Origin of the sequence: Desulfofalx alkaliphila DSM 12257 (genome assembly GCF_000711975.1) — a bacterium.
Lineage (GTDB): Bacteria > Bacillota > Desulfotomaculia > Desulfotomaculales > Desulfohalotomaculaceae > Desulfofalx > Desulfofalx alkaliphila.
The window spans coordinates 93,958-108,057 of sequence record NZ_KL544001.1 but is presented as its reverse complement, the minus strand read 5'-3'; the positions used below and the strand labels follow the sequence as shown (position 1 = coordinate 108,057).

Here is a 14,100-nt window from a genome sequence, read left to right as displayed (position 1 = left end):
TTACATCGTACCCCCCTACTTTTTTGCTATACTGCAACTAAATAAGAAAATACGACTTTACTTAGAGAAAGTCCTGCCTTGTTTTGTCAAAGTTTAGAAACTTAACCAGAAATTATTGGCAGGGTGCCATAAATAATAGGGGTATGTAATATAATACAAGTATGAGGATATCTCTTGTTTCAACCCGAGCGGGGTTAAAGGACTTACAACAAAGCTATCAGACGGCGGTGGTGCTGGATATTTTGCGGGCCACCACCACCATTACCACCGCCCTTGCCAACGGCTGCCGGGGGGTAATTGCCGTGGCAGAGGTGGAGGAAGCCCGGGCCTTGGCCGCCGCCAAGGGCAAGGTGCTGCTGGGGGGCGAGCGGGGGGCGGTAAGGCTGCCGGGCTTTCACCTGGGCAACTCCCCCCTGGAGTATACTGCGGATAAGGTGGGCGGAAAAACGGTGGTCCTGACCACCACCAACGGCACCGGCACAATTGAGCTGGCTGTGCAGAGGGCAGCCCATGTTTTAATGGGCAGCCTTTTAAACGTCAGGGCGGTGGCCCAAGAGTTGGCGGCCTTTAAGGGCCATATTTTGCTAGCCTGTGCCGGTACCCGGGGCAAGTTTTCCCTGGAAGATACACTGGCAGCAGGGTGGATAATTAAGGAGTTATTAGAAATAAAGGGGGTAAAGGAATACAGGGGCAGGTCACTGGCCCCCAGGCGCCGGTTAACAAACAGTGTATACCAAGAAGAAACACCGCTTGATAGTAATTGCCAAGATTTAATAATACTTGATGACATGGCCGTGGCAGCCTATCGTCTAGCTATCTATTACAATGATAACACTTTAGATGCACTTTATGATTCCCTGCACGGCCAAAAACTGGTTCAACTTGGCATGACCGATGATTTAATTTATTGTTCACAACTAAATACATATTCACTTGTACCTAAGTATAAAGATGGTGTTATTGTGACATAACCTGTCATTAATCGGCAGGTTATTTTTATTAAAATATATGTTTGACTAAAAGTAAATTTATGGTTATAATTTTGAAAAACTGCCAGGATAAGGGGGCCTTTTAATGTCTAACATGGAATGGTATAGCCCGCGCAACTCCTATAATGCAATGATTAGCAAAAACCATATAACCCTGGGTGAATTAGCAGTTGATAAATTAAACAGTGAGTATGCCATCCTTGGTTATGATAAAGCAAATAAGATCATTGCCATTAAAGGAGTTAATAAGGGTGAAGGTTTTAAAATTACCCGCCGCAAAATCAATGCTAAAAATTTTTTAAATCATTTTGGTATCACTGTTAAGGGAACCTATCCGGTGGAGTACAATGAAGAAGAAAATACAATGATAATCAGGCTGGAGTAAGACTTACATGCTTTAATAGTTAGGGTGGGTTATTGCGCTTGGCCGCTTAACCTGCCCTTTTTGTGTTATAATGTCTTTTGTGACTAAATTGTTTGGGGGTATTACAATGCGCACTTGGTACATAGAGGATGCCGGCGGCGGATGCAGGGCTTTCTCTGAGGTACTGGTGCTGGTGAGTGAAGAACCGCAGGAGGTTTACTCCGTAAAGCTTCCTTTAACCTGGAACGAGGATATTGGCATGTCTGAAATGGCCTGCCGGTTGATGATAGGGCTGATGAAAAAAGCTGGGGTAAGCAAGTCAGACCGGGTGCTGGTATGTTCAGGGAATATTTTTCACACGCTGCATCAGTGGTTAGAAAAGGAAGGCTACAACTGGGAAACTGCCAAGATGGACGGCATTGCCCACCACTCTGCCGAAGAGGCCTTTTATAAACAGCTGGTGGAAGCCGGCGTGCCTGCAAATTTCAAGTTAGAAGACCGGGATTACCGCACCTTTTACCGGCAGGTTGAGAAGTGGGTTAAAAGCCAGCCGGATCCGGCCCGCTACTGGAAGGACAGGGAGGCCAGAATGGCACCGGCCAAAACCCGCTACCGTTTAAGAAATACCTTTGCCCGGCCGCGAAAATGCCATAAATGCAAGGGGAAAATTTTGCCCTACTCACCCATGGTGGAGTATCGTTTGCGCCATAAGGGCAAGAAAACGCGCCATTATTTTCACCCGGCCTGCTCACCCATGGAACCCTATAAGGGCAAGTTAGATTACGCCACAGTGAAGGTTGACGGGCAAGAGGTAGAGGGTATAATTCTACCCTGCAAAGAGGAAAGCCCCTGCCCGGTATGCGGCCGACCAATTAAAGCCGGGGAAAGGGCCTTTTACGGCTACCTGGGAGATATTTTGGTCTTTGGCCATTTGCCCTGCCTTTTGGGAAGAAAGGGCAGTTTGCAATATTAAAGATGAAAAAACTACCTGTCAGGCCTTTGGCAACCGACGGGTAGTTTCTTTATACTTTCCTTTCGACTGTCTTTTTCCTTTTTCTAGCCCCTTTCAATGCCGTAGACCTCTTTGATAAGATATCTTTCCTTAAAGACCGAAAACCTCTCGCTCTGGGCTATCTTTCTAAACAGGCTGAGGAAAAATTCCGTTACCCAGCCTATTGTCACCGAGAAAAAAATTGTGCCCACACCAAAGTGGCCCCCCAGTAAAAAGCCCACCACAACCACCGTCACTTCCATTGCGGTGCGCACCGCTCCAATGCGCAGGCCGGTGATGCGGTGCAGGGCCAGCATCAGGCTGTCTCTGGGCCCGGCACCCAGTTTTGCACTGATGTAAACCCCGGTGGCAAAGCCGCAGGCCAGTGTGCCGGCCACCATATAGAGGATGCGAAAGGCCAGGTGCTGGGGCACCGGCAGCAAATGGCCCTGCATAATAATATCCACAAAGATGCCAATGAGTACCATGTTTAACAGGGTGCCTGTATAGGGTTTTTCGCCCAAGAGCCAACTAATGAGCACCAGCAAAACACCAAGGCCAATCATAACTTGGCCAAAGGTAAAGGGCAGGTAGTTAGTTAAACCCAAATGCAGTACATCCCAGGGGGTTGGGCCCAACCAGGCCTGCACCAAAAGTACAATACCCAGCGACAGAACTAATAGACCCAGTACAAACCAAGCGTACTGGAGCACATAAAACAAAGGCTTTTTCAACTCTATTCCTCCAATTTTCAACCGCTAAGGTTAATTGTATGTTATATTAAATTTAAAGTAAAGTACGCAGTAAACATTCATAGGAGGGTGCCTATGGGTTACAAAGCATTTTATGTCAGCCGCCCACTGCGATTTGTCAGTAAAAATAAAGAAAAAAATTATGAATACAGCAAACTGCTGAGCCCGGTGGAATTTACCCCCGTTTGGTTTGATACTGCCGAGCCCCTGGGCGACAATCACCGGGATATTGTGCAGGCTAAAACCCTTCATGCCTTTGATGAAAAGCGTGCCCCCCTCTTTGTGGATCAAACCGGCCTCTATGTGGACGCCTGGCAGGGGCTGCCCGGCGGCCTTACCGATACATTTTGGGAAAAATTAAAGCTTACCGGCTTTATTAAGTTGATGGAAAACGAAAAGAACCGCAGCGCTGTGGCCATCACCACCATTGGCTACTGCGACGGCAAAAAAATTTATCTCTTTGAGGGAAGATTAAAGGGCACCATTGCACCGGAACCCCGGGGTGAAAACGGCAGCCAGTGGGACCCGGTCTTTATTCCCCAGGGGCACAGCCGCACCTTTGGAGAAATGAGCCCCGATGAAAAGTTAGCCATCTCAATGCGCCGCACCGCAGCGGCAGAATTTAAAAGCTTTCTTCTTTCCCAAGGGAGGTCAAGATCTTGAGAGTATTGGACGAACTGGCCCAAGAGATAAAAGAAAAGCGCATTATTCCCTTTGTGGGGGCGGGAATTTCCCGCAACCTGGGGCTGCCGGGCTGGGAAAGCCTAATTTATAAGGTGGCCGAAGACCTGGATTACCACCCCCAAGTGCTCTTAATGCACGGGGATTTTTTGCAAATTGCCGAGTACCACATACTTAAATATGGCAGCAAAAACCGCATTGCCAAAATAATTGACCGCAACCTTAGAGACACCGGTTACGACATTTCTTCTTCAAAGGCCCACGAATACTTAGTTAAGCTAAATTTCCCCACCATTTATACCACTAATTTTGACGAAACCCTGGAAGAGGCTTTTAAGTATCACCGGTACCCCTACTGCCGTATAGCCACACTGGACGACATCCTCTGCGCCCAAGAAAACGTCACACAAATAGTTAAATTTCACGGCAGTTTAGACCATGACGAAACCCTTGTGATCAGCGAGTCTGATTATCATAACAGGTTGGATATGAACGGGCCCATCGATATTAAACTGCGGTCTGACTTGTTGGGCAAAACTGTGCTCTTTTTAGGTTACAGTTTTAGGGATTTAAACGTGCGCTATATGTGGAGCAAGTTGTTTAAAATAATGAAGTCCAGTTGTAAGGCATATATGGTAACCATGAAACCCAACCCGGTTTTTGAGGAAATATACGGTAAGAAGGGTATGCGAATAATATGTTTAAACTCTGATAATCACGAGACAGACTTTGTGAACTTTATGAAGGAACTCTATGAGCGGGTAAATAATTTATAGTTAGGTGGTTTTTTACTATGGAATACAATACTGTTCTGTTTGACTTGGACGGAACACTGATTGACTCACTGCCCTTAATTAAACGCACCTATAAAAGGGTGTTTGAGCAAATGAATATTCCCTGGGGCCAAGGGGACGTGATGCAGTGGGTGGGCCGGGCCTTAAGGGATATTGGCATTCACTTTGCCGGGGCCGACCGGGAAGAGGATTTTTTTAAACTCTATCAACACTATTACTCCCTTGACCACGACCGCTACACCACTGCCTACCCCGGCACAATGGAGATGCTGGCCAGGTTAAGGGAGCAGGGCATTGTAATGGGAGTGGTAACATCCAAGAGCACCAAGGTGGCCCAACGCAGCATCGATTTTTTAGGTATGGATAAGTATATGCAGGTGCTCATTGGCGCCCAGGATGTGGACAAGCACAAACCCCAGCCCGAGCCTATTTTTGCGGCCTTAGAAAGACTTAAGCGCCGGCCCGAGCAAACCATGTACGTTGGCGACAGCCCCTTTGACATTATGGCTGCCAAGGCGGCGGGGGTAAAATCCGTTGCCGTTCCCTGGGGCATAGCAAAAAAGGAAAGCCTGTTAAAACATCAGCCCGATTTAATATTGGACAGTTGGGATGATCTATTATAAAACGAAACAACCCTAACGGTGCAGGTTAGGGTTGTTTCGTTTTTGTGGGTTTATTTATTTATATTTATGTGGGTGTTAACTTTGTTAATGCTCCATACTCCGCCGTCGCCCCTTTTAACCGGCTGAACCAGGTGGATGACATAATCCTCCCGGTCATGGGTGACCAGCACCTCAGACCGGCCCTCCTCAAGGGTGAGCAGCTCAAACTCATCCAGCCGGGGGTCAAAACCCAGCCTGCTGCCCATTTCCCGGGCCACCGCCAAGGGGTCCAAGTACCATGTTTCAAGCCCCTGGTCTGCCGCTTCCTGTACTTCGCGCATTCTTTCTTCATTGACTTCCAGGGGGCCCAGGTGAATTTCACCGGGTATCACCGCATTCCAGTTGGGGCCCAGCGGTTCAAAAATTTCAAAATGACCGGCCAGGGTTTCGTGCTTTTCCCCTTCCACCAAAAACTGTACCGTATCGGCCAGTCCCAGATCTGCCAAGGTGTTCACCACCGAATAAAGGGTGAAAAATTCACCGGTGGTACCCCCCCAGTGTTTTGACTTCAGTTCCTTTGAAAAGTTTACAAAGCCCACACCGTCGGTAACTTGAAAAGAGAGCAGTTTTGTTTCCGGGGGAATGGTGCGGATTAAGTCCTTCTGCCGGGGGCCGGCTATTAGTTCTTTTATTACCACCTCAGCCAGTGTTTCACCCTGCACGCTTACTTGCCTTACTTCAGGCTGAAGGTACATGGCATCTTTATCGGCAAAGTAGAGCTTTACATATTCCACCTGTTGCTGCGGTTTTGAACTGATTGGCGGTTGGTTAGCATCGGTGTTTTCAATCTTGGCCTGCCGGCTGCAACCGGCCAGGGCCAGCATCAGTAATGCTAAAAAGATGATGGCGATCAGGGCTGCCGCCTGGGCTCGGTTAAAAACGATGCGATCCCCCTCGGTATTCATCCTTTACCCTCCCATCCGCCTTGCTGATCAGTTGCTGGGTTTATTATATACAAAACTTATTACGCACAAATAAATAATTATTACAAAAGTATTAAGTTTAATGCCTATTTGGGCAAGTTGATGGTAAACACCGTACCCCGGGCCGGCTCACTTTCCACCGAAATGGTACCCCCCAACAGTTTAACACCTTCTTCCACAATTGACAGGCCCAGGCCGGTGCCCCCCGTTTGCCGGGCACGGGCCTTATCTACCCGGTAAAACCTTTCAAATATAAGGGGCAGTTCTTCGGGGGGGATGCCCTCTCCGGTGTCTGCCACCCGGATGACCAGTTCCTCCCCCTGGCTTTGGCATTCCACCTCAACCCTTCCCCCCGGGGGGGTATATTTAATGCCGTTATCCACCAAATTTAACAGCACCCCGGACAGGGTATCCCTGTCCACCGGCCAAAATATGTCTTCCGGCGTGTATGCCCTCAGGCTTATTTCTTTTAACTTGGCCTGGGGCTTCATCAGGTTTACAATGCGCTGAATAATGTCAGATATCGACTGCAGCTCTTTTTGCAGTACCGTGTTTTCGTCCTCCAGTTGGGCCAGCTTTAGCAGGTCGTGTACCAAACGGTTTAATCTGTCCACCTCGGAATTAATATCATTTAAATACTCCTTATACACCACCACATCCCGCTCGTCACCGTAGGTCAGTGATTCGGCCAGCGCCTTGATGGATGATAGGGGTGATTTTAACTCGTGGGAGGCGTTGGCTATAAACTCCTGCCTGGTGCGGTCAAACCGTGCCAACTTTATGGCCATGGTGTTAAATGCCTTGGCCAGCTGTCCCAATTCATCCCTGCTGTGCACCGGTACCCGCTGGTCTAAATTGCCCATGGCCACTCGCTCCACCGCTTCTGTCAGTTCCTGCACCGGCCGGGTAACTTCCACCGACAGCCAGAGGCCAATTAGGCCCGCCAGCATTCCGCCCAGCAGGGAAAAAAGGACCATTCGCCTTAGCAGGGAATCCAGGGCCTCACCAATGTCCGTTATGTCGGTGGACAGCAGCACAGCCCCCACCACTTCCTTTTGGCGGGTCACCGGCACCGATATATACATCACCCATTCCTCGTCAGAAACATATTGGGTGCCCGATGCGGTTTCCCCCCGGAGAGCCGCCTGTACCTCCGGGTGCTTCAGCTGCATACCGATAATCCACTGCTCATTAAAGGAATCACCCACCACATAACCCTGTCGGTTTAACAGCACCACCCGGGCATCCACCTGGTTGCCGTAATCCCGAATAAGGGTAGGCATGGCCATATATTCACCCAGAATATACTCTCCGGCGTAAGTACCCACCACGTTGGTATGCACCCGGTAGGCATCTTCCCTTTCCTGCAGGTAGTGATCTTTTAAGGCCGTGTAGGCCAGCCAATCGGCCAAGAGCAGGGTAAGAACGATCATGATAAAATAAGTGCCTGCCAGCTTCCAGCGAATGCTGATTCTCATTTATGCGCCTACTCCTTAAAATAATATCCCACGCCCCACTTGGTAAGCACGTATTCCGGATGGCGGGGGTCTTCTTCTATTTTTTCGCGCAGCCTTCTGACGTGCACGTCAACGGTGCGCAGGTCGCCGTAGTAACTGTGGCCCCACACCGATTCCAACAAATTGTCCCTGGTGAATATCCGGCCGGGATTTTGTGCCATCAGGCAGAGCAAATCAAATTCCTTGGCGGTGAGATCAAGTTCTTTGCCGCCCCGGCTTACCCTGCGCTTCATAACATCTATTGTCAGTTGGTCCACTGCGATAATATCCCTTTGTTCTTCCTCCGCCCTCCCTTTGGCACTGCGCCTTAGTACCGCCTTAATGCGGGCAATGAGTTCCCTGGTGTTAAAGGGTTTGGTGAGATAGTCGTCGGCACCCAGTTCTAAGCCCACAATTTTATCCACATACTCACCCTTGGCGGTGAGCATTATAATCGGCACCTCAGACTCTTTTCTGATTTCACGGCATACCTCCAGGCCGCTTTTCCGGGGCAGCATGATGTCCAGCACCAGCAAGTGGCACTGTTCTTTCTTAAACACCTCCAGTGCCTGATCACCGTCGTAGGCGGTTAACACCCGGTAACCCTCTTGCTCTAAGCTCCGTTTTAGGCCTTTAACCATCAATGCTTCATCGTCAACGATTAAAATTTTCGCCATATTTTACCCCCTAGCCCAATCTTTATATATAGTAGTATCCCGCAGGTAGAAAATTTTACTATTTAGTGCATAAAACACTCCTCCCCTGTAGACAATAGTCCTTGTAAAGGAGGTGATTCTTTATGCCACAGAACATTAAATGCAATGTCACCGAATGTCAATATAACAGCAATGTCATGTGCGATGCACCCATGGTGCAGGTAAACCGCAGTCATTCCAGCCAAGCAGACTCTTCGGACGATACCAAATGTGAAACCTTCAAACCAAAAATGTAATTTAAAGGCCGTTGATCTATCCGGATCAGCGGCCCTTGGCTTTAATAATGAGCTATTAAATATACAATTAAAACAATAAGTCCACCCTGAATTAAGATAATTAAGGGCACACCCCAAACAAATTTTAACTTCTGGGTTTTATGCCGCACCACATTCATGGCCACCACAGCCCCCAATGAACCGCCCATTAAGCAGGCCAGCAGCAGGCGGTTTTCGGGAATGCGCCACTTTACATGTTTGGCCAACCACTTATCCAGCACAAAGAGGCCAAAGGTGAGCAGGTTTATAAATATTAAATAAAATTTGAGGATTTGCATCTTATACCCCCTAACAGGTGTGTATAAAACCTGCCGTTGACAAAATTTAGGGTGGACCAGCCGTTCCACCCGTAAAAGACTTTTCCACCCTTTATTTTAACACCAGGTGCGGTTTTTGGGGTAGGTAGTGGGTTGCCTTTACAAACCTCACTGTGCCGGTTTTTGACCTCATTACCAAGGTGTGGGTTTCCGCCCGCTCGTTACTTAAAAAGCGTACACCCTTTAACAATTCACCGTTGGTTACCCCGGTGGCCGCAAAGATGGTGTCGTCACCCTTAACTAAATCATCCATCATCAGTATTTGCCGGGGGTCCTTTAAGCCCATATCCACACAGCGCCGGTATTCTTTATCGTCGCTGGGCACCAGCCGGGCCTGCATGTCGCCGCCCAAGCATTTTAATGCCGCCGCAGATATTACCCCTTCCGGCGCCCCGCCGATACCAACAAATAAATCGATACCGGTTTCGTCCAAGGCCGTTGAAATGGCGGCACCCACATCGCCGTCGCTAAAGAGGCGCACCCGGGCACCGGTTTTCCGCACCTCTTCAATGATGTGCTTGTGGCGCTCCCGCTCCAGGATCATCACCGTTAAGTCGTTAACGTTTTTGTTATTCACCTGGGCCAGTATTTTCAATGTATGTTCTATGGGGTCATCGATATGTATTCTGCCTGCCGCCCTGGGGCCAACGGCGATTTTCTCCATATACATATCCGGGGCATGCAATAAGTTACCTCGATCGGCAATGGCCACCACCGATAGGGCGTTGTCGTAGCCTTTGGCCACCAGGTTGGTACCCTCTAAAGGGTCCACCGCCACATCCACCTCCGGTGATTCGGCATGGCCCAACCGTTCACCTATATATAACATTGGGGCCTCGTCCATTTCACCCTCACCAATTACCACCGTGCCCTTCATGCTTACCGAATCAAACATGGCCCGCATGGCCGTTGTGGCTGCCTGGTCAGCGGCAATTTTGTCACCGCGACCCATCCAGCGGGCAGAGGCCAAGGCCGCCACCTCTGTAACCCGCACAATTTCCATTGCTAATTCCCGTTCCATACCTAAACCCCCTGTATAACTTTAGTTATATTTATTATAACATAAAGGCGTATCAACTCATCATTATTTGCTTTCGTTTTTATACAGGATATTTTTACTCACCCTTTGGTCAAGGCAGCCACTGTTCAAGCCCTTGGGCCTCCGCTGGCGGCTCCGGCTCCGGTTCCGGCTCAGGCTCCGGCTCAGGTTCCGCTTCTATTTCAGCTTCCTGTTCAGTCTCGGCTTCCGGCTCCGGCTGGGGATTTACCGGTTCCGGCTGCTGTGGCGGTGCCGGCTGCTGCGGCGGTGCCGGCTGCTCCCCTTCCTCCCTTTGGGGCCCTTCTTCCACTGCTTTTTGGGGTCGGTGCTCCTCTGCCTTGATGGGCTCCGCCGGCTGCACCACAGCCCTCCTTTGGGGTTTTTCTATGTATCCTTCGCTAATCAAGGTGTACTTATATTTTCGCCAGGCCGGGGCGGCCACCGCCCCACCGCTGTCGGCCCCGTACACCGGGGAATTGTCGGTGTTGCCCACCCACACTGCGGTGGACAGCTTATCGGTGTAGCCGGCAAACCAAAGACAGCGCTTGTGGTCGGTGGTTCCGGTTTTGCCGGCGCATTCCCAGGGCAGGCGGGCAGCCGTGCCGGTACCGCCGTTTACCACACCGGTTAAGTAACTGTGCATCATATCGGCCGTGTCCTTTTTCAGCACCTCTTGGGGTTGAGCCTGGTGCCGGTACAGGACCATGCCCTGGCTGTTTTCCACCCTTTCAATAAAGTAAGGTTGGTTGTAAACTCCCCCGTTGGCAAATACCGCAAAGGCCGAAGCCATTTCTAAGGGAGATATGCCGTGATACATGCCCCCCAGTGCCAGGGCAGCATAATTATAATCATTTTCAGTGAGGGAGCTAATGCCAAATCTTTTTAAATAGGCCACCGCCGTTTCAAAACCTATTTTACTTAACACCTCAGCCACAGGCACATTTAAGGAGTGCCTGATAGCCTGCTGCAGGGTCACAGAGCCCTGGTCCAATCCTTTAATCACATAGCCGTTAAAACTGCGGGTTTGGGCATTTATCAGTGAATTTGGCCCAATGGCCCCGGTGTTAAGGCCGGCGGCATAAATAAAGGGCTTAATGGTTGAACCCGGCTGCCGGGGGGTGACGGCCATGTTATTTTGGTCCCTTTGAAAATCCACTCCCCCCACCAAGGCCACCACAGCCCCTGTTTGGGGCACCACAGACACTATGGCCATGTTTGAAGCCTTTATTCCCTGCTTGCTTAAATGGCTTATGTGCTCAGCACAGACATATTCTGCCTCCTTTTGTATTTTAGTATTTAGGGTGGTGTAAACCTCCAGGCCGCCGGTATACAGTTTTTCCTCACCCATTATTTCTTCCAGCTGTTTAACGGCAGCGGTGGCATAGTAGGGGTGCTGGAAGTAACAGCCCTGGACCTTGGGGGCCGGCGGATTAATTAATATCTCTTCTTTCTCCGCATCCAGCCGCTGTTTTCTGCTAATGTAGCCCTGCTCTTCCATGCGGGCCAGCACCAGCTTTTGTCGCTCCTTGGCCTTTTGGTAGTTTTCATGCAGTTGGTAGTCGCTGGGCCTGTTTGGCAGAGCGGCCAGCAGGGCGCTTTCTGCCAGTGTAAGGTCTGCGGCATCTTTGCCAAAGTATTTTTGGGCTGCAGTTTCTACCCCATAATAGCCGCTGCCAAAGTAGATTTGGTTTAAATACATGCAGAGGATTTCATCCTTGGTGTACTTTTGCTCCAAGGCCAGGGCCAGGGCCATTTCCTGCAGTTTTCTTTCATATGTACGCTCATTGGTTAGAAAGAGATTGCGGGCCAGCTGTTGGGTGATGGTACTGCCCCCCTGCACCACCCGGTGGGACTCCATGTTTTTGATAAGTGCCCGCAGGGTGCCGTGTAAATCAACACCCCTGTGCTTATAATAACGGTGGTCTTCTATGGCAATGATGGCATTGATCATGTGGGGTGAGATGTGGTCCAGGTCCACATAGATGCGGTCTTCAATATACAGTTCTGCCAGCAAGGCACCGTCGGCGGAATACACCGTTGTGGTTTGTTTGGGCTGATACTGAAAGTTTAAGATATCGGCCTCCAAGGTTATGTTGCGGTAGAAATTATAAAACCAGACCAGCAGGGCGGTGCCGGTGACGGTGATGACGGTCAGTATAATTACAAAAATGAGCAGCCATTTTGTTTTCTCGGTCTGCTGCAAAAAAAATCACCTCCTCAAACTAATAATAAATTTATTTGGGGGTGATGTTTTTAATGCCGATTATTCTTCTTCCACTTCATGTCTTTCGGGCAGCACCAACGTCCACTTTTTGGGGTGGCCGGCTTCTTTACCTGTGATCTTGTTCTTCAGTGTAAAAACATTACCCTGGTACAGTTCAACCATTGCTTCTTCTGAAGACATGATGTCTTTTCTAATGTATCGGTAGACTCTGTTTTTTTGGTGCAGCCAAATGATAACCCGGGCCGCAATGGAAACCAGGGCAATTACCAGGCCCTGCCACCAGGGGTCTTTAAAGTACATGTACACAAGGCCGGCAAACAAGCCGAAGCCGGCCAAGCCGGATAGGAGGTAGAGCAGTATATCGAATTGGGTGCCTTTGATAACGTCATTTTTTAGTCTTTCGTTGTATTTATCAATGGCTTTACGGCGATCCAGCTTCACCTCTATGGTATTGTCTTGCACCAGTTCTTTAAACACCCTGTAGCGCAGTGTGTCTGACAAGTTTGCCAACCCCTTTTATAAAAGTGTTTTAGAAAAATGTTAGTTTATATATTCAACTTAAATTTATACAATCCTTTTTGCTGTCATAATATAAGTTAACATTCTGCAACAAGGCCGCAAAGGCGGTGCCCGAACATACTAAAAGGGCGGTCATTAAACCGCCCTTTAATGCTTTAATTAGGCCTTTGGAAAGTATCTGTTTAACAGGCCGTAAAATGCCATGCAGTGTCTGGCCTCGTCTTTACATGCCTCATGGACAGAGTCATGGATGGCATCTTGCCCGGCTTCTTTGGCACGGGTAGCCAGTTTCTTTTTGCCTCGGTTGGCGCCGGCTTCGCCATCCACCAGCTTTTTCAGGTTTTCTTCAGTGCTTTCACTCAAGGCTTCCCCCAGCAGTTCGGCAAAGCGTGCTGCGTGGTAGGCTTCCTCAAAGGCTATCCTTTTCATGGTTTCAGCTATCTCCGGGTAACCTTCCCTTTCGGCCTGGCGGGCCATTGCCACATAGGTGCCCACCTCTATACATTCCGCCTGGAACTGCATTCTCAAGTCCTCTTCAAAGCCGGAACCCTTTGCCACACCCACTGTGTTCCAGTCCACCAGATCAGGGCCGGAAGCGGTCACCTGCTCAAATTTTTCCCGGGCAGCTCCACAGGTGGGACATTTTTCCGGAGCTGCTTCACCTTCAGCGGTATAACCACAAATTACACAACGCCATTTTTGCATAAGTATATGACCTCCTCTATTAACCGGTTTATTATCAGTGCCCTCTTAGGCACAGGATGACTGCATTAGCAAAGAGGCGGGCGGGGTCACCCGCCCCTTGTTTTTACCTGCTTTCACTGCCCCTGCCCTTGCCGACACCGGGGACAAAGCCCGTAAAAATAAAGGGTGTATTCTTCCACCATGTAGCCCTTTGCATCAAAGGGAAGGGCAAGATCCAGGGTCTGAAAATCTAAATCGTAGATGCCTTGACAACTGCGGCAGAGGAAATGGCCATGGGGGGCCGGGTTGGGATCAAAATGTCTTTTGTCGGCCTTTATATTTATCTCCTGCAGCTCCCCTGCCTTGGTTAACATTTCCAGGGTATTATAGACTGTGGCAAGGGACAATGAAGGAAAGCGGGGCTTTAATTGCTTGTAAAGATCCTCGGCCGAAGGGTGTTGGGTATTGCCCTCAAGTAAGTTTAAAATTGCCAAGCGCTGGGGCGTTAGTTTAAAGCCCAAATCCTTAAGTTTTTGAATAGTTTTCATGGTTAAAACCCCTATTGTTTTATATTTGTTATCATCTTGTAATTATTATAAATTAAATAGATAATTTTGTCCAGTGTTTTTTCAATAAAATTTAAAATACAAAAAAAGAGGGTGGCCCAGGTTTAT

General features: G+C 49.1%; 17 protein-coding genes. 7 read left to right on the top strand and 10 right to left on the bottom strand.

All coding sequences use genetic code 11. From position 1 onward, the window contains the following. Positions 1 to 161: 161 nt before the first annotated feature. From BR02_RS0113770 to BR02_RS0113760, 3 genes are all read left to right on the top strand, one after another. The gene (locus BR02_RS0113770) at positions 162 to 971 is read left to right on the top strand and encodes a 2-phosphosulfolactate phosphatase (protein ID WP_031518030.1); all 810 of its coding nucleotides are present in this window, start codon (positions 162 to 164) and stop codon (positions 969 to 971) included. Positions 972 to 1,074: 103 nt separating this feature from the next. After that, positions 1,075 to 1,374: a hypothetical protein gene (locus BR02_RS0113765; protein ID WP_051688342.1), complete on the top strand. Its 300-nt coding sequence runs from the start codon at positions 1,075 to 1,077 to the stop codon at positions 1,372 to 1,374. 106 nt (positions 1,375 to 1,480) lie between these two features. Then, positions 1,481 to 2,326, top strand: a complete 846-nt coding sequence (locus BR02_RS0113760; protein ID WP_031518026.1) for a hypothetical protein — start codon at positions 1,481 to 1,483, stop codon at positions 2,324 to 2,326. A gap of 83 nt (positions 2,327 to 2,409) precedes the next feature. Here BR02_RS0113760 and BR02_RS0113755 read toward each other — a convergent pair whose 3' ends face one another. Next, complete coding sequence (locus BR02_RS0113755; protein ID WP_051688341.1) at positions 2,410 to 3,078, bottom strand: YczE/YyaS/YitT family protein; 669 nt, start codon at positions 3,076 to 3,078, stop codon at positions 2,410 to 2,412. A gap of 93 nt (positions 3,079 to 3,171) precedes the next feature. Between BR02_RS0113755 and BR02_RS0113750 the strand changes: the two genes are divergently transcribed. From BR02_RS0113750 to BR02_RS0113740, 3 genes are read left to right on the top strand one after another with little or no spacing between them, the layout of a single operon-like run. Then, positions 3,172 to 3,759: a non-canonical purine NTP pyrophosphatase gene (locus BR02_RS0113750; protein ID WP_031518022.1), complete on the top strand. Its 588-nt coding sequence runs from the start codon at positions 3,172 to 3,174 to the stop codon at positions 3,757 to 3,759. After that, a complete protein-coding gene (locus BR02_RS0113745; RefSeq protein WP_051688340.1) occupies positions 3,756 to 4,553 on the top strand; it encodes an SIR2 family protein in 798 nt (265 codons plus the stop codon). Before BR02_RS0113750 ends, BR02_RS0113745 begins: the two co-directional genes overlap by 4 nt. A gap of 17 nt (positions 4,554 to 4,570) precedes the next feature. After that, positions 4,571 to 5,194 carry an HAD-IA family hydrolase gene (locus BR02_RS0113740; protein ID WP_031518019.1) on the top strand — a complete coding sequence of 208 codons (624 nt, stop codon included), beginning with the start codon at positions 4,571 to 4,573 and terminating at the stop codon, positions 5,192 to 5,194. Between the two features lie 50 nt (positions 5,195 to 5,244). Here BR02_RS0113740 and BR02_RS14975 read toward each other — a convergent pair whose 3' ends face one another. The 3 genes from BR02_RS14975 to BR02_RS0113725 all read right to left on the bottom strand — a co-directional run bounded on the left by BR02_RS14975 (position 5,245) and on the right by BR02_RS0113725 (position 8,329). After that, complete coding sequence (locus BR02_RS14975; protein ID WP_051688339.1) at positions 5,245 to 6,138, bottom strand: GerMN domain-containing protein; 894 nt, start codon at positions 6,136 to 6,138, stop codon at positions 5,245 to 5,247. 104 nt (positions 6,139 to 6,242) lie between these two features. Beyond that, positions 6,243 to 7,634 (bottom strand): sensor histidine kinase, encoded by a 1,392-nt coding sequence (locus BR02_RS0113730; RefSeq protein ID WP_051688338.1) that lies wholly within the window; start codon positions 7,632 to 7,634, stop codon positions 6,243 to 6,245. A gap of 8 nt (positions 7,635 to 7,642) precedes the next feature. Continuing rightward, complete coding sequence (locus tag BR02_RS0113725) at positions 7,643 to 8,329, bottom strand: response regulator transcription factor (RefSeq protein ID WP_031518012.1); 687 nt, start codon at positions 8,327 to 8,329, stop codon at positions 7,643 to 7,645. A gap of 122 nt (positions 8,330 to 8,451) precedes the next feature. Here BR02_RS0113725 and BR02_RS15235 point away from each other — a divergent pair, with 122 nt between their 5' ends. Continuing rightward, entirely contained in the window at positions 8,452 to 8,604 is a 153-nt protein-coding gene (locus BR02_RS15235) for a DUF1540 domain-containing protein (protein ID WP_084171064.1), read from the top strand. A gap of 41 nt (positions 8,605 to 8,645) precedes the next feature. On the opposite strand, the gene BR02_RS0113715 is transcribed toward BR02_RS15235, so the two are convergent. The 6 genes from BR02_RS0113715 to BR02_RS0113685 all read right to left on the bottom strand — a co-directional run bounded on the left by BR02_RS0113715 (position 8,646) and on the right by BR02_RS0113685 (position 13,974). Then, positions 8,646 to 8,921, bottom strand: a complete 276-nt coding sequence (locus BR02_RS0113715) for a DUF1294 domain-containing protein (protein WP_031518011.1) — start codon at positions 8,919 to 8,921, stop codon at positions 8,646 to 8,648. A gap of 91 nt (positions 8,922 to 9,012) precedes the next feature. After that, positions 9,013 to 9,981: a class II fructose-bisphosphatase gene (gene glpX, locus BR02_RS0113710; protein ID WP_031518010.1), complete on the bottom strand. Its 969-nt coding sequence runs from the start codon at positions 9,979 to 9,981 to the stop codon at positions 9,013 to 9,015. A gap of 109 nt (positions 9,982 to 10,090) precedes the next feature. Then, the gene (locus BR02_RS0113705; RefSeq protein ID WP_051688337.1) at positions 10,091 to 12,202 is read right to left on the bottom strand and encodes a transglycosylase domain-containing protein; all 2,112 of its coding nucleotides are present in this window, start codon (positions 12,200 to 12,202) and stop codon (positions 10,091 to 10,093) included. 60 nt (positions 12,203 to 12,262) lie between these two features. Continuing rightward, positions 12,263 to 12,724, bottom strand: a complete 462-nt coding sequence (locus BR02_RS0113700; RefSeq protein WP_031518008.1) for a hypothetical protein — start codon at positions 12,722 to 12,724, stop codon at positions 12,263 to 12,265. Positions 12,725 to 12,901: 177 nt separating this feature from the next. Beyond that, positions 12,902 to 13,447: an NADH peroxidase gene (locus BR02_RS0113690; RefSeq protein WP_031518007.1), complete on the bottom strand. Its 546-nt coding sequence runs from the start codon at positions 13,445 to 13,447 to the stop codon at positions 12,902 to 12,904. Positions 13,448 to 13,560: 113 nt separating this feature from the next. Further along, the gene (locus tag BR02_RS0113685) at positions 13,561 to 13,974 is read right to left on the bottom strand and encodes a Fur family transcriptional regulator (protein ID WP_031518006.1); all 414 of its coding nucleotides are present in this window, start codon (positions 13,972 to 13,974) and stop codon (positions 13,561 to 13,563) included. Positions 13,975 to 14,100: the final 126 nt, after the last annotated feature.

Excerpts from the sequence above, each read along its gene's own strand:
- BR02_RS0113770 (WP_031518030.1), top strand. The coding sequence starts at position 162 with ATGAGGATATCTCTTGTTTCAACCCGAGCGGGGTTAAAGGACTTACAA.
- BR02_RS0113765 (WP_051688342.1), top strand. The coding sequence starts at position 1,075 with ATGTCTAACATGGAATGGTATAGCCCGCGCAACTCCTATAATGCAATG.
- BR02_RS0113760 (WP_031518026.1), top strand. The coding sequence starts at position 1,481 with ATGCGCACTTGGTACATAGAGGATGCCGGCGGCGGATGCAGGGCTTTC.
- BR02_RS0113750 (WP_031518022.1), top strand. The coding sequence starts at position 3,172 with ATGGGTTACAAAGCATTTTATGTCAGCCGCCCACTGCGATTTGTCAGT.
- BR02_RS0113740 (WP_031518019.1), top strand. The coding sequence starts at position 4,571 with ATGGAATACAATACTGTTCTGTTTGACTTGGACGGAACACTGATTGAC.
- BR02_RS14975 (WP_051688339.1), bottom strand. The coding sequence starts at position 6,138 with ATGAATACCGAGGGGGATCGCATCGTTTTTAACCGAGCCCAGGCGGCA.
- BR02_RS0113730 (WP_051688338.1), bottom strand. The coding sequence starts at position 7,634 with ATGAGAATCAGCATTCGCTGGAAGCTGGCAGGCACTTATTTTATCATG.
- BR02_RS0113725 (WP_031518012.1), bottom strand. The coding sequence starts at position 8,329 with ATGGCGAAAATTTTAATCGTTGACGATGAAGCATTGATGGTTAAAGGC.
- BR02_RS15235 (WP_084171064.1), top strand. The coding sequence starts at position 8,452 with ATGCCACAGAACATTAAATGCAATGTCACCGAATGTCAATATAACAGC.
- BR02_RS0113715 (WP_031518011.1), bottom strand. The coding sequence starts at position 8,921 with ATGCAAATCCTCAAATTTTATTTAATATTTATAAACCTGCTCACCTTT.
- glpX (WP_031518010.1), bottom strand. The coding sequence starts at position 9,981 with ATGGAACGGGAATTAGCAATGGAAATTGTGCGGGTTACAGAGGTGGCG.
- BR02_RS0113690 (WP_031518007.1), bottom strand. The coding sequence starts at position 13,447 with ATGCAAAAATGGCGTTGTGTAATTTGTGGTTATACCGCTGAAGGTGAA.
- BR02_RS0113685 (WP_031518006.1), bottom strand. The coding sequence starts at position 13,974 with ATGAAAACTATTCAAAAACTTAAGGATTTGGGCTTTAAACTAACGCCC.